Genomic DNA, 25,224 nt, shown 5'->3' on the forward strand with positions numbered 1-25,224 from the left:
ATCAAACGCGCCGCAACCAAGTTTCCTGATTTTATGAGGACACGGCCTAGGCGTGGAGACCGCGTCAGCGCGCTACGATCAGACCTCTGCTGGTTACGACAACCCAGCGACCGTCCTGCTTGCGAATCGCATCGACACGGCCGAGCCCCGGCACCGGATCGCCGGTGTGAACCTCGTAGACGCCGCTCCGGCCTTCTATCAAAGCATTGCCATCCATGACGTCGTGCAAGACCCAGCCCTGGACTGCGGGCAAACGCGCGATGCTCGGCTTGGGCGCCGGTAGCGGCACCGGCTCGGCAGCCGGAATCGAGCCTGTCACGTTCGCTGCGGCGGTGGTTGCAGGCGCAGCCGGTGCTGCCGGCGCTGCGGCCGAATGCTGCTTGTCCAACGCCTCCTGGAGTTTCGTCAATCTGGCCGCCGAGTCAGCATGCGCCTTCTCGATCTTGCCCAGACGATCGTTGACCTTGGCGAACTGGCCGACATCGCCCTTGGTCGAACGATCGATGCCTGTTTTTAACGTGGCGATTTCGGATTCGAGCCGCTCGATGGTGCCCTCCAATGCCTGGGTACGGTCCGCAATCGCCGACGACTGTTGATCCGCAGTGCCGTGCCCGAGGCCGGATGTCACGAGCGAACCACCGATCGCGCCAATAATCGCGGCCAATGCCGCTATCGCTGCAATGGCGTTGAAACGCCGTTTGCCGAACCGGCTCGATGTCTGCGCGCCACCGGCTGCCGTTGAATTCTGATCGTGGCCTGCGCGATCCCATGCCTCGCGGTGGAACGGCGCGACGATCATTGTCTTGCCGGTTTCTCGCAGAGCGTCGGCCTTCGGAGCTTCCATCTCAACGTCGCGTTCGACCCGAGAGACTTCCGTCCTCGGAGCTTCCGTCTCAATCGTGGGTTCGATCCGAGGTGCTATCGGCTTAGCGTCGTCGGGCGGCGGTACGGACAATTCCTGCTCAGGCGCGAGCTTCGAAGGCTCGGCGCGCGATGACTCGTCCCCTGTCCCGCTGAATTCGTTACCGTGCTCACCGGTGGTCCGCTCAGACGAATGGTCGCTCACGTTAAAAACCTCCATGACAGGTTGACCATCTGGTAACTTCATTGCTTGCGGAATCGTTACCTTCGGCACCATTGCGGAAATTTTAGGATTTTTTCCGACCGACAAGGCGGCTTAACTGGGTCCGCAAATGTCCCGGCCGCCGTCGGGGCGAGAGCAATGGCGACGTCAAATCACATCACGACCGGCACGTCAGGAAGCTCATTTGGGCCGGTCCCCTGCTTTGGGAAATGGTGTGCAAGTTGTCGCGAGATGGCTTCGATGCCCGTGACGGCCCCCGCCTCGAAACGACCTTGCTTGAATTCAGCCTCCATCGTGGCACAGATGGTCTTCCACACCGCTTCGCCGACCCTGGCGTGAATGCCGCGGTCGGCAACGATCTCGACATCGCGGTCGGCAAGCAGCAGATAGATCAGAATGCCGTTGTTGTGCGCGGTATCCCAAATCCGCAGATGCGCGAACACATCAAGCGCACGCGCCGTCGCCGGCTGATCGCGAAACAAAGGGATGCCATCGAGCGCGCCTTCAACGGCGAACACCACCTGACCCGAATGGGTCGCCTCTCCGGCGCGGATAGCCCGCTCGATGACCGCCATCACGTCCGGCGGGAAATACTTTCGCACCCGCCAGCGGCTCCCGAGCAGATGCTTGCCGATGCGTCCAATGCCCATGCCTACCAGCTCCCCGATGCGCCGCCGCCGCCAAAGCCGCCGCCACCGCCGCTAAAGCCGCCGCCGCCCGAGAACGATCCGCCTCCCCTGCCGCCTCCGACCCACGTGCCGCCGCCCCGGCCCGCGCTCGAAACAATCGCATCGCCGAACAGCGTGAAGATGAAAGCAAGCCCACCGCCAATGCCGGAGACAACGAGCGATCCGATGAACAGCCAGGCCAGGAAACCGACGATTCCCCCGACCGCCACCGAGCCGAACAGCCGGCCGAAGACGCTCCGAAAGATCCCACCGAGGACGAGAGCGCCGACGATGACAAAGGGATTGAAGATATCCTCGATGCTGAAATTGTTCGCGTACTGTCCCTGCGGCTTTGGCGCAGGCAGCGGTTCGCCGTCGATCACGCGCAACATGCGATCGACGCCGGCCGAAATGCCGCCGGCAAAATCGCCGTTCCGGAACTTCGGCACGATCTCTTCGTCGATGATGCGCTTCGAGGTAAGGTCGGTCAGCGCGCCTTCGAGGCCGTAACCCACCTCGATCCGCAGCTTGCGGTCGTTCTTGGCGACGACGAGGATCGCGCCGTCATCGACTTTCTTGCGGCCGATCTTCCATTGTTCGGCAACGCGGATCGAATATTGCTCGATCGTTTCCGGCTCGGTCGTCGGCACGATCAGCACCGCGACCTGACTACCCTTGCGATCCTCGAACGCTTTCAAATCTTGTTCGAGCGACGCCTTCTGATCGCTGCCCAGCGTCGCGGTCTGATCGACCACGCGGCCGGTCAAAGGCGGCACCGCCACATCGGCGAACGCTGCGCCGACCCAACACAGCATCAGCGTCAGCAGCGCTGCCTTCAGGGTACGCATCATCGCCACCGGCTACGCCGGCTACTTCGGCGCGGCCGGCGCCGGATTGAAATCGACCTTCGGCGCGGTCGAGATGTCCTTTTCGTTATCGACCGTGAAATTCGGCTTCGTTTTGTAACCTAACGCCATGGCGGTCAGGTTGGTGGGGAACGAGCGAATGGTCACGTTATAGTCCTGCACCGCCTTGATGTAGCGATTGCGCGCCACGGTGATGCGGTTCTCAGTGCCCTCGAGCTGGCCCATCAGATCGCGAAACAGCGCATCCGATTTGAGCTGCGGATAATTCTCGGTGACGACCAAAAGGCGCGACAACGCGCTGGAAAGCTCGCCCTGGGCGGCCTGGAATTTCTGGAACGCAGCCGGATCGTTGAGCACGTCTGGCGTCGCCTGGATGCTGCCCACCTTGGCGCGCGCGTTGGTGACGCCAAGCAGAACATCTTTCTCCTGTTGCGCAAAACCCTTCACGGAATTGACGAGGTTCGGAATCAGGTCGGCACGACGCTGGTATTGATTGACCACTTCGGACCAATCGGACTTGATCTGCTCGTCCTGCGACTGGATAGCATTGTAGCCGCAATTGGTCAGGCTCAGAGTTGCGAGCGCCGCCAGCACCGTCAAAAGCCTTCGCATCATATCTCTCCTGCCGACAACAGATTGGGAAACGTCCCGCGACCTCTCGGCCGTACAGCCGGAAGGTAGCAGATGTTAAGCGGGCCAGTCCTGTCAAATCCCTGCCCCACGCGGAACTCGCCTGTTCGCCGAATCTTTCCGCCGCGCGGTATAGTTCGAGGCATGATGACTATGGATATCGCGACGCGAACCTAACCAGGTGTGAGCCGATGCATCTTCAATGGGGCGCGTCGGGATTCCAGCCAAGTACGACCAGCATCACGAAAAAGCCGACAACATACGCGACCGCGATGGGCCACCCGTGCCTGACCCATAGCCCAACCGATTTCGCCTCGGGATACATGTTCGACAGCGCCACGCCTGCAGAGGAGCCAAACCAGATCATCGAGCCGCCGAAGCCGACAGCGTAGGCGAGAAACCCCCAATCATAGCCGCCCTGCTTGAGCGCAAGCGCGGTAAGCGGGATGTTGTCGAACACCGACGAAACAAAGCCGAGACCGAGCGCCGTCTGCCACGACGCCGCCGGCAGCTTCTCGACCGGCATCATGGAGGCGGCAGTCACCAGCGCCAGAAGAAAGATCGTGCCCTTGAATATTTCGGGCATGACCTTCCAATCCGGCGCGCGCAAGAAGGCTGTCAGCAAAATCGCCGCCCAGACAGCTAGCCCGAGCACGGGAAGCGTATCGAGCAACGCCGGGAATTTCAGATTGGCGGTCACATTCGCCGCCAGCGCGGCGATGAGAATGACTGCAACGATGACGACTCTCGCGCCGTCCACGCGCAAGCCGCTCTGCGGATTTTTCACCACCGGCGAAAAGCGATGTTGCCGCATTGCGGCCGGAATCGCAAAGATCGCGAGCGCCACGATGGACCCGATATATGCCTCCAGCACACTGAGCGGGCTGATGCCGTCAATCCACATCATCGTCGTTGTCGTGTCGCCGACCACACTCCCAGCGCCGCCGGCATTGGAGGCCGCGACGATCGCGGCCAGATAGCTGATGTGAACCTTTTCCCGAAAGACATGGCGCGCCACCGTGCCGCCGATCAGCGCACCCGCGATGTTGTCGAGAAAGCTCGACAGAACGAAGACTATGATGAGAAGGACGACGCCGCCTTTCCAGTCATCGGGCAGCACGGCTGGCATCTCATCGGGAATCCGGCTCTCCTCGAAGTGCCGCGACAGAATGGCAAATCCCATCAGCAACAGGAACAAGTTGGCCAACATGACCCACTCGTGGGTCATGTGATTGACAAGGCCGGCCACTCCCGTGCCAAACTTGAATCCGGTAAAACCCATCTTGTAACCGACGATCACTGCAAGACCGATCAAGGCTATAGGAAGCGTATGACGGTGAAACACCGCAATGCCGAGAAGAAGACACGCAAAGAAAATGAAATCGAGGGGTATTCCAACGACTAGAATCGAATCGGCCATCGCATTCTCAAATATTTCAGCATTGACAAAGTGAGATCCGCACGGCGGATTCACGCGAGGGACGAGGGAAGTGAAACCGAATCGCTGCTGCAACGAATTTCGATCGTCTTCGCCTCTGACGTCGCGGCATGTGATCCCATGCCGGCTTGAGACGTTGATGGATAAATCAAACCATCATCCGCCGACGAAGCGGCCATACTTTCCGCGGGAAAACAACAGCGCTTCATCCCGGTTGTAGCTATAGGCTTCTACGGCGCCGAGGAAGATGACGTGATCCCCCCCGTAATAACGATCGACGGTTCGGCATTCAAAGTTCGCAACGCTGTCCGCCAGAAGCGGAGCGCCGCCGAGACCTGGCTTCCAGTCGGTCCCCTCGAACTTGCGGCTTGACGGCTGCGCAAATTTATCCGCAAGCCCATGCTGGGAAGTTCCGAGAACATTGACCGCGAAGTGGCTCGCATTCTGGAATACCCTCATGTTCCGTGAATAGATCACCAGACTCCAAAGCACCAGCGGCGGATTCAGCGAGACTGACGCGAACGAGTTGCACGTCAACCCGTGCGGTTTTCCTTCTTCGTCGGCAGCCGTGATGATGGTGACTCCCGTTGCATAGGTCCCGAGCGCGTTGCGGAAGTCGCGCGGATCAAGAGCTGACTCCCCACTCGCCAGCTCACGGGCCGGATCCGGCGTATCGGGAAGTTCAGGACCGTCGGCCATCAGACGCCTCACAACGTCAGATTCTGCGACGGCAGCCCGAGGGCGACCCGGCCGTAATCCGTGCCCGCAGCATCGAAGTTAAATGCGATATGGGAATTGATCGCGTTCGCATCGCGGAACTGGCGCTGCAGCGGAGCGCCGGCGAACAACCCGCGCGCGCCGCTCGACGCAAACAGCAACGAAACCGCCTCGGTGCACAGAGTCACAGCATAAGCGCCATCGCGCCGCCATCCGGTTTTTACCACCATGTCGGGGACAAGCCCGCGCCGCGCATCAGACATCGCTCGGATGCAGACCGAACGCATGATCAGACGAGCGGCGTCGATCTTCGCAGATGCTTCGGCAATCTTGATCTGTGTGGACTGAAGATCGCCTAGCATGGCGCGACTGTAGGTGGTTGCGCGGTGCCGTGCGACCTCGATGTAGTCTTCGAGGCAGCCCTGGGCGTTACCAAGCGCCACCCCGGATAGCACGAACGGAAACAGCGCAAAAACCGGCAGGGCATAAAGCGGGTTCGCATTGACGGCACTTCCGGGCGACGGACCACCGGCGATGTCCTCGACCGACAGCGTCATCCAACCTTCGACGAAGACATCGTCGACAGCAACGTCGTTCGAGCCCGTTCCCTTCAGGCCGGCGGCGTTCCACATGTCGATGATCCGATAGTCTTCACGGGGAATCAGAAAAATCCTGTACTCAATGCCGTCGGCTTCATCATCTGATAAAACGATCCCCGCCAGCATGTTCCACGCACAGCAATCCACTCCGGATGAAAACGGCCAGTGGCCTTGCAGGCGGTAGCCGCCCTCGACTTTCCTGGCACGGCCGGAAGGAAACACGAAGGACGACGCGATCAACGCGCTCGCATCCTTGGTCCAAACGGCATCCTGCGCGCGGCTGTCGAACATGCCGAGCATCCAGTGATGGCTCGCAAGGTTGGCCAGCGTCCAGGCCGCGGATGCGTCAGCCATGGCAATCGCCTCGGCGCAGTCGACGAGTGCTACATAGTCGAATTCAGAGCCGCCGACCCGCTTCGGCTGCAGGATTCTGAACAATCCGGCCTCGTGGAATTCCTCCTCCGTCTCCGGCGGCAAGCGCCGCAACTCCTCGGTCCTGGCAGCCCGGTCACGCAGATCCGGCGCCAGCGCTCGCGCCCGCGCCATCACAGCCGCATAGTCTGCATCAGACCCTGCCGGATTTGCAGGCGTGCCGGGATCGATACCTGCCATTCGACAATCCCCTGAAATTCGGCTGAGCGACGTCGCCCATGCACGGGCTTCGTGACCACTCCTTCTAACTACAAGCGAGCAAGAGGAGGATCAACTACAGATGGCGTCCGCCGAATCCGGCAGTTTACTGCGCGGCGACCCTGTGGGATTTTGCAACGAGCCCTTTGTCGAGCTCGACGCGACAGCCCGAGCTAAGGCTGGAGCGGTTTTTGAGCATGCAAGCGGTGATCCGGCCGATGTCCGGGATTCGGAGTTGCAGCGCCGGAATGCGTCGCCTGTGGACTGTCGTTTCAGCGGAGAATGCACAGCTCGGGTTCGCCAGCGCGGTCAGGGAGGTTGCGACAGCCAGGATCGCGGCGATTTGACAGACGGTTTCGGTGTGAACGACGGTCATCTGAAGCCCTTTGAGCGGCCCTGAATCTGCGGCTGTTGTCGAGGCGGCCCCCTGAACCATGGACTTTGGATAGACCGTGAGGTGAGTGACTCAAGAAATATGCAAGTTACATCAACGGAATACACATGATACGCCCCGCGCCGACAGCGACCGCCATTAAAGGACTGGGACAAATTGGCCTGTGGCCCGAGAGTTGTCCTTAGACCCTCTCATCGAACAACGTCGTCAGCATTACGAGTCGCTGAAGGCCAGGTTATTTCAAGCGAACGGCGGCTGAACCGTCGTACATACAATAGGCGGAATTCCGCCTATTGTAGCTTAAGCAAACTTGCGCGCCTTCACGCGCATTGCACGGCCGGACCAGAAGCGGAAAACCGTTATGGTCGGCTCCGCCATTCCTTTCTGGAATGCTGCATCGTCAATCCTCTGCAGTTTCGATAGGTAAAGAGCATGAAGACAATCCGCGTGGCAATTTTCTTCATCATCTTTTTATCGTGGATGCCTCTGCATGCCGCGACACCTGCGCCGGCGCCGGCACCGGGGAATGGCAAACCGGCGAGCCCGGCTGCTGCACCTCCCGCTCCCGCAGAGGATCTGCCGTCCGTCCCGGCGCCGGAGTTTCCGCGAGCGCAGTCGAAACTCGACGAGTGGAAGCAGACGCTCGATCAGGTCGAGGCGACGCTGCGCGCCAGAGTCATTCACGACACCGTGTTGAACGATCTTCGGGATCGATCCGCGACGGCGCAGCGCGAAGCACGCGAGCTGATATCGAGAATTACGCCTCGCCTCGAGGCGGCAAGCGCACGCGCCGCCGAACTCGCGCCAAGCCCTGAAGCCGCCGCTCCACAGCCCGACGACGTGAAGCTCGAACGGGCCAAACTATTGGCTGAGATCGCCGCAAGGCAAGGCGTCATTCAACAGGCCAAGCTCATCAACGTGCGAGCCCAGCAAACGATCGACGCGATCTCCGATCGGCGGCGTGCGGTATTCAACGAATCCGTGCTGCAGCGCTCCGCCAGCCTCGTCAATCCCGAGTTCTGGCTCACGGCCGCGAACGCAGCTCCGATTGCCGCCGGCCGCCTGGTCGATCTGCTCTCCAAGTGGGGGCGCGTGCTATCGTCACAGCCGCTTCGCGCCGCATCCGGCTTTGTTATCGCCGCCATCGTCGTGCTCGGATTCTTCCTGTCACCGGGCAGGCACTGGTGGTCAAGATGGACGACGCGCGATCCCGAGATCGCCAATCCCAGCGCGCTGCGGAAGACGGGTTCCGCGGCCGCGATCGTGTTCACCGATACGGCGCTTACGGCCATCGCACTGTTTGTGCTGTACCAGGCGCTTCTGACGCTCGAGGTTCTCCCCGGCGACGTGACGCCGATCGTTCGGGCCCTGTTTCTGGGTATCACCTTCGGGTTCTTTTTTATCCGGCTGACCAGCGCGGTCCTCGCACCTGGCCGCCCATCATGGCGCCTGATCGAACTGGACAATGCCGCGGCCGACGGCCTGATTTCCTACTCGGTGCTGCTCGCCATGGTCACCGCGGTCGGCATCGTTCTCGACGCGCTCAGTCTGGCGATCGCATCGCCAATCGAGCTTACGATCGCAAGCCAGGCGATACTTGCAATCACGAAAGCGCTTCTCTTCATGGGCGCGCTGCGCGTTGCGGCCGCCACCGAAGCCGAGGAGGAATCCGCCGCACCCTCCTCCGCCCAAAGATCCGCGTGGCGCCTGCTGATTCCGATCGGCTGGATGATGGCCATGGCCGCCATTATCGGGCCCCTCGCGGGATATGTCGCATTAGGCCGGTTCATCACGATCGAAATGGTCGTGATGATCGTCGCGCTCATGAGTTTCATCCTCCTGAGCCGGTTCTCGGCGGTTCTTATCAATACGACATTCGCTTTTAGCGGCGCGGTCGGCCGTTTTCTGCGGCAAACCGCCGGCCTCGGGAGCGGCGCGGTCCGTCAGATCGCTGCGGTGCTCGGTGGCCTCGTCCAACTGTCCCTAATCGGACTTACAGCCTTTATTATCCTCACCACGTGGGGAATTCGTTCTGACGACGTCGTCACGTCAATGTCGTCGGCATTCTTCAGCTTTCAAATCGGCAACATCACCATTTCGCCGTCCCAGATTCTCGGCGCGCTTGCGGTGCTCACCGTCGGCGTCGTGGCCACGCGCGCGCTCAAGCGATGGCTGGAGGAGCGTTTCCTTCCTGAAACAAATCTCGATGTCGGCGTTCGCAGTTCGATCGGCACCGGCGCGGGCTATGCGGGGGTCATTCTCGCGACCCTGATCGCGCTGTCGTATGTCGGACTTAACTTGCAGAACGTCGCTATCGTGGCCGGCGCGCTGTCGGTCGGCATCGGCTTCGGACTGCAATCCATCATCAACAACTTCGTCTCCGGCCTGATTCTGCTTGTGGAGCGCCCGATCAAGGTCGGAGATCGCATCGAAGTCGGTACCCGCATGGGCGTCGTGAAACGCATCAACGTGCGCGCCACCGAAATCGCCACCTATGATAACGTCTCGGTGATCGTGCCGAACGCGGAACTGATTAGCGGCCAGGTCGTCAACTGGATGCATGGAAGTTATTCGGCTCGTCTGTCCGTAACGGTCAGCACCTCCTGTGACGCGAACCCGGACAAGGTTGTCGAAATCCTGCTCGACATCGTCGCGCACCACCCCCGCGCCCTGAAGTCGCCTGAACCGTTTGCAATTCTCAATAAATTCGGTCCCGACGCACTGGAGTTTGCGGTCTTTTTTCACGTCGCGCACATCGGCATCGATGCAGGAGCCGCCAACGAGGTCAGACTCGAGATTCTCAAGCGCTTCCGAAAGGAGGGAATCGCGCTTCCGAACGCTCAACGGGACCTGTATATTGGCGACCTCGATCGCATCGAAGCTTTCGTGCGCGACCTGGCTGACGGCAGACGCTCCGGGGCGTCAGGACGGCGGATAGGTTCATTGGAAAGCTGACGTTCACCATCGAATGATGTATAGTTCGGCTTCCGTATCTTCGATCGTGAAATACCGAGCGTGAAATGCAGGCTTTATCCAACAGATCACTACCCTCACTGAGTTTGCGAATCGATCTGGATCCAAAGGGCCGCATCGGACCAGGCAAGATCCAACTGCTCGAAAGCATCCATACTTGCGGCTCAATTTCAGCCGCCGGACGTGCCATGGACATGTCCTACAAGCGCGCCTGGGATCTCGTCGATGAAATAAATCGCATCTGCCGGCAGGCGGCGGTCGCGCGGCAGACCGGCGGCAAGAACGGCGGCGGCGCGGTCCTGACCCCCTTCGGGGTCGCCCTGGTCGCTCGCTATCGCAAGATAGAACGCGATGCCGCCAGCGCGGTCCACAAGGAACTCGAGGCGCTGCGAAACGACATCCGGCACCCGAAGAAAAGCACGGAACGAGACAGGGACGCCAAGGCTCGTTGATCCGGCCGCGCCGTAACGCCGAGCGGCCCACGTTTGCCGCACCGGCCGGCCGCATCCGGCGCTCATTCCCCTGCTTCCCCGCCTGCAGCGCTCTGGCCTGATTTCGCCTAACGTGATATATTAAAAAATACAACGACGAAGAGCAGGCGGCCCGGGAGGTGATCGCAGGCCTCTCGGACCCGCCGGGTAATCGTTGACGAGCTCTGCTGCGACGTAAGAAAGAGACGGATCATGTTCGATGCCCAATGCGACCTCGCCGCTCTAGTCTATACGGAGGGAGAGAACCCCGATGATGTCCTCCATGAATTTGCCTCCGATCTGAACGAGAGCGGCCACCTCGCGGTGGGCATTGTTCAGCTTGGTCGCCACCGCATTGATGCCGACCTGTCAGCAACGCTGATCCCGACCGGCGAGCAGCTTCGGCTCCATCAGAATCTTGCGCATGACCCGGCGAGGTGCCGGCTGGACATCGAACGGTTGACAAACGCGGGCGAACGGATTGCACGGACTCTCGACGAAGGCGGGGATATCCTCATCGTCAACCGATTCGGCCGGCAGGAGCGCAAAGGCGGAGGCCTTGCCCATCTGATCGAGCGCGCGCTCGACGCCGACATTCCGGTCGTAATCGCGGTGCCGAGCCACTATTTTGCGGACTGGATCACATTTGCCGGCGGCATGACCGTCAAACTGCGTTGCGACCGGAAATCGCTGGATGCGTGGTGGAGACTCGTGTCGGCCCCTACTGGCAGCCTGCGTCCACCGGACCATTTGACGGTCTGTGAAGTTATCAAATAGGCTGCTCGTCTCTGAGAGCCGCAAGCATGATCGCGTGCGTGCTTGCAAAGTCGAATTGAGGCTTGTCCGCTTAACTTCCTTGACGCGATAACTCCTTGACACGACGGCAGCGTTTCCTTTGTAGGTGCCGCATGCCTGACCTTGTAATCGCGGTGGATGTCGGATCGAGCAGCGCGCGCGCAGGCGTATTCGACGCAGGCGGCCTCCTGCTGGCGCGCGCCGAAGCTCCGTTTGCGACCGCACATCCCAAAACCGATCATGCCGAGCATAGTTCGGATGAGATCTGGGCAGCGGTCTGCCACGCGGTACGCGGTGCCGTTGCGGCCGGACACATCGCTGCCGAAGAGGTCAAAGGCATCGCCTTCGACGCCACCTGCTCGCTCGTCACCCTAGACCGCGGCGGTCGGCCGGTTACGGCCTCTATCACCGGCGATGATCGCTGGAACGTGATCATGTGGGGCGACCATCGGGCCGCGGCAGAAGCGGATGAGATCACCGCCACTCGCCATCGCGTGCTTGACCACGTCGGCAATGTGATGTCGCCGGAAATGGAAATTCCGAAGCTGCTTTGGCTGAAACGACATTGTCCCAATGCCTGGCGCCGCTACGGGCTTATGCTTGACCTCACCGACTACTTGACCTGGAAGGCGACGGGCCGGGTCGCTGTCTCCACCTGCACCGTAACATGCAAATGGACTTATCTTTCCCACGAGCGGCATGGCTGGCAAAGCGATTTCCTGTCGCAAGTCGGGCTCGATGACTTGCAGGATAGAGCGTCGCTTCCCGCCTCGACGCTGCCGATCGGAACAAGTGCCGGTCCACTGACCGCCGAAAGCGCCGACCAGCTTGGCCTGCCCCGCGGCTGTGTTGTCGGCGTCGGCGCAATCGATGCCCATGCCGGCGGTATCGGCATGCTTGGCAACCTCGACGCACCCGGCCTCAACAAGACTCTCGCCATGATCGCCGGCACATCCTCATGCCACATGGCGGCCTCTCCCGACCCGAGGCAAGTTCCCGGAGTATGGGGTCCGTATTACGATGCGATGCTGCCGGGCTACTGGCTGAACGAAGGTGGTCAATCCGCCACCGGTTCGTTGCTCGATCACATTCTCGACCTCCATGCCGAAGGCAGATCGCTTGGAGCGGACCGACATGCGGTGATGGCGGCACAAATCGAAGCAGCGCTGACGGAAAGCAGATTCACGTTTGTCGAGGATCTGCATGTGCTGCCGGACTTTCATGGCAACCGCTCGCCGCTCGCCGACCCGGAGTCAGTCGGCGTGATCCACGGACTGCGCCTTGACGCCTCACCCACGTCGTTAACGCGGCTTTATTTCGCGACCGCTGTCGGCATCGCGCTGGGAACACGGCACATCATCGATGCCCTGAACGACGCCGGCTATAACATCGCCCATATCCGACTGACGGGAGGCCATGCTGCGAGCTCGCTGCTGGTCCAGCTCTACGCCGATGCCGCAGGTGTCGCGGTTTCCCTGCCCGAACAACCAGACGGCGTGCTGTTGGGAACCGCATGTGCCGCGGCAGCCGGCTGTGGACTTTATCCATCGGTTACCGCGGCCGCAGCGGCAATGACCCGGATCGGTCGAACCGTGCAGCCAGCTCCTGCGGCGCGCGATTTCTTCGACCGGCGCTACCGCGCGTTCTTAATGATGCACGAGCATCGCCGGGCATTGTCGCAGTTCGTGTGATTGGGCAGCAAGATGCAGGAGCCTTCCGCTTCTCATTGAGCGGTGAAAGGCTCTAGCGCTGCAACCGGACGCCGAGCATCACCACAGTCGCCACCGAACTTGCGCCGACAATATTCGAATCCAGCAGGTCGCGGCGCACCTGGGCCCTGATCTGGTACTCGCGGCTCAGCCTGTAAACGAGCTCCCCGGAAACCGAGTAAACCTGGTCGGAACGGGTCGACCCCTGATATTCTTGCGTCCCATAGGTGAACCTGCCGATCGCGGTCAGCCAGCGGCGGAAATCGTGATTGAGCTCGAAAGTGTAGGTGCGTGTCAGTACGCCGGAGACACCCGCCACCATGGATTCATCGACGAAGGTCACTGTGGTGAACCTCGCCGTGGTCAGCGGCGTCGCTAACCAAACCAGCGACCCGCTGGTGAGCAGGCCGGTCAACTGACTGAGACTCGGGTCCGCATAGTTCCGGGCGGTATAGCCGATAGAGGCTTCGCCAATCAGTAAACGTGTCAATTCAAAGCTGGACCCGATCTTGGCATAGCCGCCGCGGGAGTCGCGCTGGAAGCCATTGCGATCGAATTGCGTGTCGCGGATTCGCGTGTCCGCCTCGACTTCGCCGAACGGCTTTAAGCCGGGCAATAGATCATAGCTCGCGCGCGCCACGGCACCGTATTGATTGAAGTTGCGGTCATCGTTGGACGTCGATGTACCGTCCGTCAATTGCGAGTACTGATACATGGTGCGGTCTGCCATTCCGTTCAGCGAAACCTGCAGCCGGTTGAAGTCGTGTTCGATGCCGGCCGTTCCCCCGGTCGTCGCAAAGATCGGATACCTTATCAGACCGGCCTGGACGTTGGGACTGCCGGGATTGTCGGTACTAACCCGCAATCGCACTTCCGAATTTATGCGGGTATCGTACCTGACGTCGAGACGTCCATCGACCCTGCCGATGAAGTCCGGCCGATCCACGTTCGTTGGCACCGACACGATCGACTGTGGATTATCGGCCCCCGGCGGGAAAGTTCTGCCAAATCCGGTGAACGATCCGCGAAAATCGACAAGGAGGGAGTGTCGCGACCAATTTGATGCAGCCACGAATTCGGGCGACAGCATATAGAACGCCGAGCCCTCCGGCCTATTGAAGCGACCGGGATTGGTGTTGTAGCCACCCCAAAGCTCGACTGCCGACTTCACGAGAAAGCTGCCGACGTAATTGCCCACGGGGCCGAACGGATCGTCATCGCGCTTCAGGCGGCGGCGCGTGGGCTGCCCCTCGACCTTCCCGGCCATCGCCGGGGCAAGCGGAGTCGTATTGGCGGTCGATGACGGCGGGATCGATAACGGCGGTGGTGGCGGAACGGGAACAAAGTTGCCCGGCCCCGGCGGTTGCTTCGGTTTCGGCGTGCCGGGATAAAGTTTCAGCTTCTTGCGCCGGCGATTGAGCGAATCATAGCCCGTGTCGTCCGCACCCGCCGCGGCGGGGATGTCGTAGGTGGGAATTCTGCCGATGCGGGAGGGAGCCATTGTTGACGGCGCCAACGCCATATCGCCGCCGGCATCCCCGGTCCGACGCAAGGAAGGCTCCTGCGCTTGAAAAAGCCCGCCCCGAAGCGGAGTAACGGCATCGCCGGTGAGTGTCTGGGCCTCAACAGTCGCGCACCCCGGAACGATGAGCGCGAGGCAAACCAAAACCGCACGCCAGGTCGGCGCGCGCTGGCAAAAGCCCGTCGCTGGACCGGTAGACACGATCCCGAAAACTCCAAACAAAACATAAACTTAAAAAGCTCGCCTGAAGCGGGCTTGCTATCGTTAATGGAGTTAAAACAATTATGGTTAACGGGCCGTTGAGAATGCGAAGCTGCATCGCATCGCACAAGTAGGCGTGCTAAGCACAACGATCGGACCAAACATTGCTTCCGTGTCTCAGCGTGGAACCAGCATGACCTCATTTGAATCACGCACAGTGACACCCGCCATGACCGATCGGGCGAACGCCGCAATCGAGTCCGCATTGCGGACCTTCGAGGCGGAGGCTGGCGGCGTGTCGGCGCTTGCCGCGGCGCTCAGATCCGATCTCGGTCCCGCGTTCGCTGCTGCAGCGGACCTGATCCGCAACGCCAAAGGACGGCTGATCGTCACCGGTCTCGGCAAGTCCGGCCACATTGGCCGCAAGATCGCTGCGACTTTTGCCTCGACCGGGACGCCTGCCTTCTTCGTCCATGCGGCGGAAGCCAGTCATGGCGATCTTGGCATGATCACTCCCGATGATGTCATCATGGCGCTGTCCTGGTCGGGCGAGCAGCCGGAGATGAAGAATCTCATCACCTATGCCAAACGTTTTCGCATTCCCCTGATTGCCATGACCGCCGAGCGCGACTCTACACTGGGCAAAGCCGCAGATGTCGCGCTGGTGCAGCCCAAGGCGCGCGAAGCCTGTCCGCATAACCTCGCGCCGACGACGTCCTCGCTGATGCAACTCGCGCTCGGCGATGGGCTCGCCATCGCGTTACTGGAGGGCCGGGGCTTCACCTCGGTCGACTTCAGCGTTCTGCATCCCGGCGGCAAGCTCGGCGCACTGTTGAAATACACCCGCGACCTCATGCACAGTGGCGACGCCCTGCCGTTGAAACCGCTCGGCACAAAGATGTCGGATGCTCTGGTCGAGATGACGTCAAAGGGGTTCGGCTGCGTCGGCGTTATTGACGGCCAGAGTCACCTGGTCGGGATCGTCACCGACGGCGACCTACGCCGTCACATGGGACCCGACCTGATGACTGCTCGCGTCGACGATGTCATGACGCCCCATCCGAAGACGATCGGACGCGACCTCCTGGCGGGCGAGGCACTCGAAATCCTCAACTCGTCAAAGATCACGGCGCTGATCGTAACCGATGGGAAAAAGCCGGTCGGCATCGTGCATTTGCACGACCTACTGCGCGCGGGCGTGGCTTGATCATCAAGCGAAGGCCCCCCCCCGCGGGATCTTCCTAGTACTCTGCGGGGGCCAGATGCGCGCTACGATGCCGCAGCCACTGTCAGGCTCGCGCCGTTCGCCTTCACAATTTTCACCCGGCTACCGGCCGGCGCGTCCGGTCCTTCGATCCGCCAGATCGTATCGTCGATCCGCACCGTGCCCGTCCCATCTACGATCGGCTTCTCCAGCGTGAACACGCGCCCGACCAGCGCATGAGCGCGCTTGTTGAGGAACGGGCTGTCGCCGGCGCTCGAATCCGAGCGCGCTACCCGACGCCATAACGGCACCGCGGCGACTGCGAACACGGCAAACATCAAGAGCTGCGTTTGCCACGTTGGATCAATCAGGAACGACAGCACACCAACCAGAAATGCCGCCAGTCCCAGCCAGAACAGGAACACGCCCGGCACGAGCAGTTCGAGGCCCATCAGAACGACGCCAAAGATCAACCAGTTCCAGGTTCCCAGCGACGTGAACATGTCACCCATAAACGATCTCCTTCGCCCGGTTTATCCTATCCCTGCGAAGGGACCGAGGCCGGCGCACCCGCATTGGGCACCGTCCCCCTCCGTGCAGTCGCCGTAGCCGGCGCAGCACTCTCGCCGAAGGTGGCCCTGGCGATCTCGCCGATGCCGGCCAGGGACGCCAGCATGCTGGTGGCTTCCATCGGCAACATCACAACTTTCTGGTTGGGCGAGTTTGCAAGCTGACCGAACGCCTTGATGTACTTATCAGCGATGAAATAGTTGAGTGACGCTACGTCACCCTTCGCGATCGCCTCGCTCACCATGCGCGTCGCCTTGGCCTCGGCTTCCGCCGACCGTTCGCGTGCTTCAGCATCGCGGAAGGCGGCTTCCTTTCGGCCCTCGGCTTCGAGAATCTGCGACTGCTTCTGCCCCTCGGCCTTGAGAATCGCCGACTGGCGCTGGCCTTCAGCCTGAAGGATGTCGGCGCGTTTTTCCCGCTCGGCCTTCATCTGGCGGCCCATCGCCTGCACGAGGTCGGCAGGCGGTACGATGTCCTTGATCTCGATGCGGTTGACCTTCAGACCCCACGGAGATACCGCGGCATCCACGACGCGAAGCAGCCGCTCGTTGATCTCATCACGATGCGACAGCACCTGGTCAAGGTCCATCGAACCCATCACCGAGCGGATATTGGTCATTGTCAGCGTCACGATGGCCTGGTTGAGGTTCGCGACCTCGTAGCTCGCCTTGGCGGCATCGAACACCTGGTAGAAGGCGACGCCGTCCACGCTGACGGTCGCGTTGTCCTTGGTGATGACCTCCTGCTTGGGAATGTCGATCACCTGCTCCATCATGTTCATTTTGCGCCCGACCCGGTCGATATAGGGAACAATGAGATTGAGACCGGGATCGAGCGTCCGCGTGTACTTGCCGAACCGTTCGATGGTCCAGTCGTAGCCCTGCGGCACGGTCTTGACGCCGGCCAACAGCGTCAGGATCACGAGCGCCACGAAAACAATCGCGAAAATATCGAAGCCGGTCATGAAATGCTCCCTGCGAGGCGCCGTCCTTCAAGAACGCAATGCGCCCGCGGCACCCGCATAATGCAAAGCTGTGAACTCCCGGTTAGTCGCCACCGATAGATGTAAGGTTCGACTGAGCAAAATCGAGAGACAACAGAAACCATGGCGATCATGGTTTCTCGGTTCGCGCGCAAAAAGGGACGCACGCTTTAGAACGACTAGAGACTTAACACCGTCGTTCCCGAATCCGGCTGCCGAGAACCGCAAAGACCAGTGGTCAGGATCAGCGCTCTGTGTCTTCGGAATGAAGAGCAGTGATGTGGCCTAGATCCAGCCCTGAAGCTCGCGCAGCACCAGTTTCCGGATAACATCCATGCCTGGATCGCTGTCGTTCAGGCAGGGAATCGCACTAAACTCCTCACCGCCATTGTGGCGGAAGATTTCCGCATTCTCCTGCGCGATTTCCTCCAGCGTTTCCAGACAGTCCGCCGAGAAGCCAGGCGTGACAATGGCGATACGCTTAACGCCGTCCTTCGCCAGTTTCTCAACGGTCTTGTCGGTGTAGGGCTGCAGCCATTGATCGAAGCCGAAGCGCGACTGGAACGTCAGCATCAACTTTTTCGCATCAAGCCCCATGCGTTTACGCAGGGCCTCCGTGGTCGCCACGCATTGCGCCTGATAAGGATCGCCCTTGTCGACATACGCCTGCGGCATTCCGTGGAATGACGCCATGATGATCTCGGGCGTGAACGAGAGCGAGGCGATATGCCTCTCGATTGAAACCGCCAGCGCGTCGACATAGTCGGGATCGTCGTAATAGGGCGGCGTCACCCGCAGTGTCGGCTGCGCGCGCATCTCGCCGAGCACGCGAAACGCCTCGTCGCATACGGTGGCCGTCGTCGCGGCCGAATACTGTGGATAGAGCGGCACCACAAGTAACCTGTCGCAGCCCTGTGCCGTCAGCGCTGCGATGCGCGAGTGCATCGACGGATTACCATAACGCATCGCCCAATCGACGACGACGTGCTCGTGGTCCGTGATCGCAGCCCCCAGCTTGTCGGACTGCGCGCGCGTAATGGTCTTGAGCGGCGACTCGTTCCGCTCGGTATTCCAGATCTTCAGGTAGTCGCGCGCCTTGCGGCGCGGACGGGTATTCAGAATGACACCGTTCAGCGCCAGCTTCCAGATCAGGCCTTGCTTCTCGATCACGCGCGGATCGGACAGGAATTCCTTCAGATAGACCCGCAAGCCGCGCGCATCGGCGGTGTCGGGTGTACCGAGATTGACGAGCAAAACGCCGACGCGCTCGCGCGGCGCACCCGCCGCGGTTCGACCCTTACCAATAGGAATAACGACCGTCATACCGTCTGGATTCGCGCGCCTGCCCGTTCTTGTCAAGCCCGCGCATCTGCCGATACTGTTGCGAAATTGACCGCGAAGGGGGATTGCCATGACGGTTGCCGAATGGTGCATCTTCGGTGCGGTCATTCTGTACCTGCTGACGATCGTACCGTTCAAGGCGCTGGGCTCTCCCGGTTTCGACAACGGCCGCCCGCGCGATCCGGGATTTTACGACGATCCGCTGCGTGCCCAGCGCTCGGGGCACACCTCAACGGCATCGAAACCTTTCCGTTTTTCGCGGTAGCCGTGCTGCTTTCGGAGTTTCGCGCCGCGCCTCAGCATCTGGTCGATGAACTGGCGGTCCTGTTCCTGATCGTCCGCGCCGCTTACGTTGTGACCTATATCGGCGACCGACCGACGCTGCGGTCGATCCTCTGGAGCATCGGCTTTGCCATCAACACCGCGATCTTCTTCCTGCCGGCGATCCGGCACTGGCTGCCTTCATGACACGCGCGCAAGTTAGCTCCTCTAAGCCGCCTGCGGCGTTTCCAGCAACCCACGTCGCCGCAACAGCGCCTCCGGCTCCGGTTTGCGGCCGCGGAAGGCGATGTAGGCTTCTGCCGGATCGCGGGAACCGCCCGACGAATAAATATCATCGTGCAGCCGCTTAGCCGTCTGCTGATCGAAGATGTCTCCGGTCTCCTCGAAGGCTCCGAACGCATCGGCGTCCATCACCTCCGACCACATATAGCTGTAATAGCCAGCCGCGTAGTGATCTCCGGAGAAGATGTGGCCGAACTGGGTCGGCCGGTGCCGCATCGCGATTTCCGCCGGCATCCCGATCTTTTCCAGCCCGGCCCGTTCGAACGCTCCGACATCGGAAATCGTCGAGGCCGGCTGGCTGTGAAACTCCAGATCCATCAGCGCCGAAGCGACGAATTCGATGGTGGCAAAACCCTGATTGAACTGTCGCGCCGCAAGGAAGCGCTCAAGCAGATCGTCCGGAAGTGGCTCTCCGGTCTGGTAGTGTTTTGCGAACTGTCGCAGCACTTGCGGCTGTTCCTGCCAGTGTTCGTAGAGCTGTGAGGGCAGCTCTACGAAATCAGTAAACACGCTGGTGCCCGACAGCGAGGGATAAGTGACATTTGAAAGCATGCCGTGCAGGCCGTGTCCGAATTCATGGAACAGCGTGCGCGCATCGTCCGGCGACAGCAGCGCAGGCTGGTCATCCGCACCCTTGGCGAAATTGCAGACGTTGATCACCAGTGGCGCGATGTCGCCGTCGAGCGTCTGCTGGTCGCGCAGCGTCGTCATCCAGGCGCCGGACCGCTTCGAGGCTCGTGCGAAGTAGTCGCCATAGAACAGCGCCTGATGCTTGCCGGCCGCGTCCATCACTTCCCAAACCCGGACGTCCGGATGCCAGGTCGGAATGTCCTTGCGCTCTGAGAAAGAGAGCCCGAACAGCCGATGCGCGCAATCGAAGGCCGCGGCGATCATGCCCTCCAGTGTCAGATAGGGCTTGATCGCGGCATCGTCGAAATCAGCGCGGATCTGGCGCAGCTTTTCAGCGTAGTAACGCCAGTCCCAAGACGCGAGGGTGAAGTTGCCGCCCTCCTCCGCGATCAAGCCCTGCAAGGCATCCCGGTCGGCAAGCGCCCGCGCGCGGGCCGGCTTCCAGACCCGCTCCAGAAGACCACGGGCGGCTTCCGGCGTCTTGGCCATCGAATCCTCAAGCCGATAGACGGCGAAGCTAGGGTAGCCCAGGAGTTGTGCGGCTTCCTCGCGAAGCGCGAGGATCTCCACGATGGTTGCGTTGTTGTCGTTGGCGTTGCCGTTGTCGCCGCGGGCGGTGAATGCCTTGTAGACTTTTTCGCGCAGATCGCGGCGGCGCGAGCTCTTGAGAAACGTCTCCACCGAGGAGCGCGAGGTGGTCACGATGGCCTTGCCGGGCAGCACGCGTTCCTCCGCAGCGGCGCGCGCCGCTGCAATGAAGCTGTCCGGCAGGCCGTCTAGATCATCTTCGCCGAGTTCGAGGAACCACTCCTGTTCGTCGCGGAGGAGATGGTGGCTGAAGGTGGTGCCGAGATGAGCCTGCCTTTCGTTGATCGCGGCCATCCGCGCCTTCGCGGCCTCGTCGAGACCGGCGCCAGCCCGGTGGAAGCGCGTGTAGGTGCGTTCCAGCAGTCGTAACTGTTCGGCCGTCAGTCCGAGCGCGGTGCGATTCTCGTGGAGTTGCGCGATGCGGCCGAACAGCACCGCGTTCATCATGATCGGGTTCCAATGCCGCGCCAAACGCGAGGAGACATCCTTGTCGATCTCGAGCAGCTCCGGATTGGAGTGCGCCGACACCAGATTGTAAAATATTGCCGAGACCTTCGCGAGCAGCCTGCCGGAGCGTTCCAGCGCGATGATGGTGTTGGCGAAGTCCGGTGCCGACGGATCGTGGGTGATAGCGGCGACCTCGGCGGCATGGTCGATGAACGCCTGTTCGAAGGCGGGCAAAAAGTGTTCAGGCCCGATCTCGCCGAACGGCGCGGTCTGGAAAGGCGTCTGCCACGCCTTCAGCAGCGGGTTGTCCGGGCCTGAGGCGGAAACGATAGGCGACGATTGAGGCGTGTCTGACATGGCGGTCCTGCTTTCGCCCGTTGCTGCACATTTTTGCCGCGATCCAAAGGCACCAAAACTATAACACGCGATGGGGCTCTTTGGGGCCTTTGGCGCTTGCCGCGGCAGGCATTTTCGGAGACATTGCGGTCGCAACGGGATTCTCCGACATGGGCTCACAACCAACCCCTTCCGCCACACGCCAGATCATCTGGCCCAGCGTCATCACCGTCATTTCGGCTGCGATACTGATCGGCGCGGAAGTGTTCGGCGCAGCGTTCGCCGGCGGCTGGGCGCTCGCGATTCTGTTCGGACTGAGCGAGACGGAGGGCCATATCCTGCAAGCGGTGCTGTTCGTGATCGGCGTGTTCGTCATGATCAATTTCATCCGCGCCGCCCAACGCGTCGAGCCCTTCGTACGGCGAGTCTGAGACAAACCGCTGCGGCACAGGGTCAACCCGCATCCTTCGTACGCATCATCCGACGTTTCATTAAACAACTTTAAACTCTTCATCATTGGCGCACGAACGCGTCTATCGACGACGGCGTGGAGAAACAGCTTCGTTCCAAGAAAAATGTTGCGAAGCCTGATCAAAAGACTTATCTCTGTTCCTGCCCAATTTCGCACGTGCCTGTGGTCGTGTGTCAGTCGGTGGGTATCCGGACAAGAGGCCGGACAGCCGCCAAGGGTGAAGTGGCCGAGGGTCGCTCAGTCGATCGAGACTGAGAGGCCAGCATCTCTCTCCAGGGATGCCATTGAAGGCGCTTTATTCCTTGCAACCGTGACTGGCAGCCGGAGGCGAACCGGTGCACCCCGCTCTCAACGGGGGACGCGACTTAAAGCAACGACGGATCGGGCTTTTTTGGTCTCTACCGGCTTTCCACCGCCGGCGCGGGCTACTGAAAAGGCTTGTCCTTCATTGCCAGGTGTGCGGGCGGGATCATCCCAACCAATCCACGGCAGCACAGTTGATCTGAGCTCAAGGCGTTGTCGCGTCTCCATCGTGCGACGACGCCAGAACGTTCAGGCCGACGTCATTTTGAACGAGTCCGTCGCTGGACCGTTTGGAGGGTGCTATGACCGAACGCATTCGGGAATTCCTGCGCGACCGTCGCAGCAAAGGAGACGATACCGAGCCCTGCCTCGTGGTCGATCTCGACATCGTGCGCGACAACTACCAGACCTTCGCGAAGGCGTTGCCGGACTCGCGCGTGTTCTACGCCGTGAAGGCAAACCCTGCACCCGAGGTGTTGAGCCTGCTTGCCTCGCTCGGGTCGTGCTTCGACACCGCGACCGTCGCCGAAATCGAAATGGCGCTTGCTGCCGGCGCGACGCCGGATCGTATCTCCTTCGGCAACACCATCAAGAAGGAGCGCGATATCGCGCGCGCCTATGCGCTCGGCATTCGTTTGTTCGCGGTGGATTGCAATGCGGAGGTCGAGAAGATCGCCCGCGCCGCTCCGGGGGCGAAGGTGTTCTGCCGTATCCTCTATGATTGTGCGGGTGCCGAGTGGCCGCTGTCGCGCAAGTTCGGCTGCGATCCGGAGATGGCGGTCGAGGTGCTTGATCTCGCTAAACGCCTAAGTCTCGAACCGGTCGGCATTTCGTTCCATGTCGGTTCGCAGCAGCGCAAGGTGAAAGCTTGGGATCGTGCTCTGACGATGGCCTCGCAAGTGTTCCGCGACTGCGGCGAACGTGGCATCAACCTGACCATGGTCAACATGGGCGGGGGCTTCCCGACGAGGTACCTGAAGGAAGTTCCGCCGGTCGTGCAGTACGGCCGATCGATTTTCCGCGCACTGCGCAAGCACTTCGGCAATCAGATCCCTGAGACCATCATCGAGCCGGGCCGCGGCATGGTCGGCAACGCCGGCGTGATCGAGGCTGAGGTTGTTCTGATCTCAAAGAAGAGCGTCGGTGACGAGAACCGCTGGGTCTATCTCGACATCGGTAAGTTCGGCGGCCTCGCGGAGACCATGGACGAATCGATCCGCTACGCAATCAGGACGCCGCATGATGGCGCCGAGATGACACCATGCGTGCTGGCAGGCCCGACCTGCGACTCCGCCGACGTGCTCTACGAGAAGCAGCCGTATCCATTGCCCGTGACGCTCGAGATCGGCGACAAGCTGCTGATCGAAGGCACCGGCGCTTATACGTCGACCTACTCTTCGGTGGCCTTCAACGGCTTTCCGCCGCTGAAGACCTATCACATCTGAGCGCAAGCTCTTCCTCTCCGTTCGCGGAGAGCTGAAAGAGAAACCGGAAGCCGGTCCACCGGCTTCCCCCCATCACAATGATTGCTGACAAACTCCGCGCGGCTATTCGAGTCGCCAGAGTGGGGATGACGCGCCATGAATGCTGTTCTCAAGAAAATCGTCGCCCACAGCGAAATTTCTTCCTTCGCGATCCGCGCGGAGCGCCCTTCCGACGTCGCCGCGCGCGAAACATTGCTCGACGCAAGCTTCGGCGACGGCCGCCATGCGCGGACCTGCCAGCGTCTGCGTGACGGACGGAAACCGGCCGAGGACCTCGCTTTAGCGGCGGTTAATAACGGCAAGCTGATTGGAACCGTGCGGCTGTGGCACGTCAGCGCCGAGGGTGTCGCCGCGCTGGCGCTCGGTCCTCTCGCGGTCGCTGCGTCCCATCGCAAGCTTGGCGTGGGAGCCGCATTGATGGAGCGCGCGCTCGAGCTTGCGCAGGCGCACGGCCATGGCGCCGTAATCCTGCTTGGCGATGCGCCGTATTACGCGCGCTTCGGTTTCTCGGCATTCAAAACTGGCAACCTTCTCCTGCCCGGCCCGTTCGAGCGCGACCGGCTGCTCGCTGTCGAACTGCGCAAGGCTGCGCTTGAAGGCGCTTCTGGCCTGATCGTACCGACAGGCGCTCGGGTTTCGAAAATGCGGCGAGCTCACGCCCGGGAAATTGCGCGGCCGATGCCGTGCGCGGCATGAACACATCACGACGGACGATGCTCGTTTCAAGAGCGGGCGCGTGTAAGCAACGCTCGCGCCGAGGACGGAATTCGACAAACGCCGTGCTCTCGCCGAGGGATATAATGCCCTGGTCCAGCCGGAGTATTGACTTCCACGTGGATCACCCTACGTTGGCATGATCATGTCGAACGTTTGCAATAATCGTTTGTTGCTGCGCGCTGGTCACCTTCACGCAGGAAGGTGACCCGGGCGGACGTGTGCCGTCCGGGATTATTCAAGTTCGACCGCATTCCCACCTGACCATTGTTTCTTAGGCACATCGAGCGATGCCTTGCATCGCATGTTGTGCCGTCGTCGTCGGTGATCGTCTAATCAACAGACGATCATTCACTACGACCAACTCGCGGTGAAAGACATGCTCGACAATCTGCAGATACGCCTCCCCGCCATCGCCATTAGCACACACGATATCGACCGCTTGCGGCACCTTGCCGAAGCTGCGATGGAGAAACATCCCACGACGGCAGAATTTCTCGCCCGGGAAATCGACCGCGCCGAAATCATTCCCGCCGATCGCTCCGTCATCGACGACATCAGCGGCCTGAGGCGCAAGGTCAATCTCGTGACGATGCAATCCGAAGTGACGTTCGTCGACGACATCAGCGGCGAAAAGCGTAAAGTCGTTCTTGTTTATCCGGAAGACGCCGACGTCGATGCCGGCAAGATCTCGATTCTCACACCTGTCGGCGCGGCCCTTATCGGCCTGTCTACGGGACAGAGCATCGAATTTCAAACCCCCTCCGGCGGATGGCGTTCGCTGACCGTGATCGCTGTCTGGTCGCACTGGCCAATGGCGGACCGTAAATAGCAGTCATGCGCCTGTCTCCACCCTGTTAGGGGCAGGCGCACGACGTTATCAAAATCAGGCC

General features: G+C 61.0%; 22 protein-coding genes and 1 pseudogene. 10 read left to right on the top strand and 13 right to left on the bottom strand.

Going from position 1 to position 25,224, the window contains the following annotated elements; translation table 11 throughout:
• Positions 1-64: 64 nt before the first annotated feature.
• From AC1RT6_RS17050 to AC1RT6_RS17085, 8 genes are all read right to left on the bottom strand, one after another.
• Complete coding sequence (locus AC1RT6_RS17050) at positions 65-1,066, bottom strand: hypothetical protein (RefSeq protein WP_079447828.1); 1,002 nt, start codon at positions 1,064-1,066, stop codon at positions 65-67.
• A 170-nt stretch (positions 1,067-1,236) separates the two neighbouring features.
• The gene (locus AC1RT6_RS17055) at positions 1,237-1,734 is read right to left on the bottom strand and encodes a TPM domain-containing protein (RefSeq protein WP_079447748.1); all 498 of its coding nucleotides are present in this window, start codon (positions 1,732-1,734) and stop codon (positions 1,237-1,239) included.
• A gap of 2 nt (positions 1,735-1,736) precedes the next feature.
• Complete coding sequence (locus AC1RT6_RS17060) at positions 1,737-2,600, bottom strand: TPM domain-containing protein (protein WP_472791512.1); 864 nt, start codon at positions 2,598-2,600, stop codon at positions 1,737-1,739.
• A gap of 21 nt (positions 2,601-2,621) precedes the next feature.
• On the bottom strand, positions 2,622-3,230 hold the full coding sequence (locus AC1RT6_RS17065; protein ID WP_079447830.1) for a LemA family protein: 609 nt from the start codon (positions 3,228-3,230) through the stop codon (positions 2,622-2,624).
• Between the two features lie 217 nt (positions 3,231-3,447).
• Positions 3,448-4,668: a citrate transporter gene (locus tag AC1RT6_RS17070; protein WP_472791416.1), complete on the bottom strand. Its 1,221-nt coding sequence runs from the start codon at positions 4,666-4,668 to the stop codon at positions 3,448-3,450.
• Between the two features lie 174 nt (positions 4,669-4,842).
• On the bottom strand, positions 4,843-5,385 hold the full coding sequence (locus tag AC1RT6_RS17075) for a flavin reductase family protein (RefSeq protein WP_079447750.1): 543 nt from the start codon (positions 5,383-5,385) through the stop codon (positions 4,843-4,845).
• A gap of 8 nt (positions 5,386-5,393) precedes the next feature.
• Entirely contained in the window at positions 5,394-6,614 is a 1,221-nt protein-coding gene (locus AC1RT6_RS17080; protein ID WP_079447751.1) for an acyl-CoA dehydrogenase family protein, read from the bottom strand.
• Positions 6,615-6,738: 124 nt separating this feature from the next.
• A complete protein-coding gene (locus AC1RT6_RS17085) occupies positions 6,739-7,008 on the bottom strand; it encodes a hypothetical protein (RefSeq protein ID WP_338013171.1) in 270 nt (89 codons plus the stop codon).
• Positions 7,009-7,458: 450 nt separating this feature from the next.
• Between AC1RT6_RS17085 and AC1RT6_RS17090 the strand changes: the two genes are divergently transcribed.
• From AC1RT6_RS17090 to AC1RT6_RS17105, 4 genes are all read left to right on the top strand, one after another.
• Positions 7,459-9,981 carry a DUF3772 domain-containing protein gene (locus AC1RT6_RS17090; RefSeq protein ID WP_079447752.1) on the top strand — a complete coding sequence of 841 codons (2,523 nt, stop codon included), beginning with the start codon at positions 7,459-7,461 and terminating at the stop codon, positions 9,979-9,981.
• A 65-nt stretch (positions 9,982-10,046) separates the two neighbouring features.
• Entirely contained in the window at positions 10,047-10,451 is a 405-nt protein-coding gene (locus AC1RT6_RS17095; protein ID WP_079447753.1) for a winged helix-turn-helix domain-containing protein, read from the top strand.
• Positions 10,452-10,682: 231 nt separating this feature from the next.
• The gene (locus AC1RT6_RS17100) at positions 10,683-11,246 is read left to right on the top strand and encodes a DUF2478 domain-containing protein (RefSeq protein WP_079447754.1); all 564 of its coding nucleotides are present in this window, start codon (positions 10,683-10,685) and stop codon (positions 11,244-11,246) included.
• 131 nt (positions 11,247-11,377) lie between these two features.
• Positions 11,378-12,955 (top strand): FGGY-family carbohydrate kinase, encoded by a 1,578-nt coding sequence (locus tag AC1RT6_RS17105; protein ID WP_472791413.1) that lies wholly within the window; start codon positions 11,378-11,380, stop codon positions 12,953-12,955.
• A 52-nt stretch (positions 12,956-13,007) separates the two neighbouring features.
• Here AC1RT6_RS17105 and AC1RT6_RS17110 read toward each other — a convergent pair whose 3' ends face one another.
• A complete protein-coding gene (locus tag AC1RT6_RS17110) occupies positions 13,008-14,696 on the bottom strand; it encodes an outer membrane beta-barrel protein (RefSeq protein ID WP_079447831.1) in 1,689 nt (562 codons plus the stop codon).
• A 193-nt stretch (positions 14,697-14,889) separates the two neighbouring features.
• Between AC1RT6_RS17110 and AC1RT6_RS17115 the strand changes: the two genes are divergently transcribed.
• Entirely contained in the window at positions 14,890-15,903 is a 1,014-nt protein-coding gene (locus tag AC1RT6_RS17115; protein WP_079447756.1) for a KpsF/GutQ family sugar-phosphate isomerase, read from the top strand.
• A gap of 62 nt (positions 15,904-15,965) precedes the next feature.
• Here AC1RT6_RS17115 and AC1RT6_RS17120 read toward each other — a convergent pair whose 3' ends face one another.
• From AC1RT6_RS17120 to hemH, 3 genes are all read right to left on the bottom strand, one after another.
• Positions 15,966-16,412, bottom strand: coding sequence for an NfeD family protein (locus AC1RT6_RS17120; protein ID WP_079447757.1), 447 nt, complete (start codon positions 16,410-16,412; stop codon positions 15,966-15,968).
• Between the two features lie 26 nt (positions 16,413-16,438).
• Positions 16,439-17,434, bottom strand: a complete 996-nt coding sequence (locus AC1RT6_RS17125) for an SPFH domain-containing protein (RefSeq protein WP_079447758.1) — start codon at positions 17,432-17,434, stop codon at positions 16,439-16,441.
• Between the two features lie 303 nt (positions 17,435-17,737).
• Positions 17,738-18,775 (bottom strand): ferrochelatase, encoded by a 1,038-nt coding sequence (hemH, locus tag AC1RT6_RS17130; protein ID WP_079447759.1) that lies wholly within the window; start codon positions 18,773-18,775, stop codon positions 17,738-17,740.
• 88 nt (positions 18,776-18,863) lie between these two features.
• On the opposite strand from hemH, the pseudogene AC1RT6_RS17135 reads away from it, so the two are divergent.
• A pseudogene (locus AC1RT6_RS17135) lies at positions 18,864-19,261 on the top strand (MAPEG family protein).
• Between the two features lie 21 nt (positions 19,262-19,282).
• Here the strand turns inward: AC1RT6_RS17135 and AC1RT6_RS17140 are convergent.
• The gene (locus AC1RT6_RS17140; protein WP_079447761.1) at positions 19,283-21,379 is read right to left on the bottom strand and encodes a M3 family metallopeptidase; all 2,097 of its coding nucleotides are present in this window, start codon (positions 21,377-21,379) and stop codon (positions 19,283-19,285) included.
• Between the two features lie 149 nt (positions 21,380-21,528).
• Here AC1RT6_RS17140 and AC1RT6_RS17145 point away from each other — a divergent pair, with 149 nt between their 5' ends.
• The 4 genes from AC1RT6_RS17145 (at position 21,529) to rnk (ending at position 25,163) form a co-directional block, all read left to right on the top strand.
• The gene (locus tag AC1RT6_RS17145; protein ID WP_079447832.1) at positions 21,529-21,789 is read left to right on the top strand and encodes a hypothetical protein; all 261 of its coding nucleotides are present in this window, start codon (positions 21,529-21,531) and stop codon (positions 21,787-21,789) included.
• A 646-nt stretch (positions 21,790-22,435) separates the two neighbouring features.
• Positions 22,436-23,578 (top strand): type III PLP-dependent enzyme, encoded by a 1,143-nt coding sequence (locus AC1RT6_RS17150; protein WP_079447762.1) that lies wholly within the window; start codon positions 22,436-22,438, stop codon positions 23,576-23,578.
• Between the two features lie 135 nt (positions 23,579-23,713).
• Positions 23,714-24,313, top strand: coding sequence for a GNAT family N-acetyltransferase (locus AC1RT6_RS17155; RefSeq protein ID WP_079447763.1), 600 nt, complete (start codon positions 23,714-23,716; stop codon positions 24,311-24,313).
• Between the two features lie 397 nt (positions 24,314-24,710).
• Positions 24,711-25,163: a nucleoside diphosphate kinase regulator gene (gene rnk, locus AC1RT6_RS17160; protein ID WP_079447764.1), complete on the top strand. Its 453-nt coding sequence runs from the start codon at positions 24,711-24,713 to the stop codon at positions 25,161-25,163.
• The last annotated feature ends 61 nt before the right edge of the window (positions 25,164-25,224 follow it).

Source organism: Nitrobacter sp. MLSD-S21, assembly GCF_058809865.1.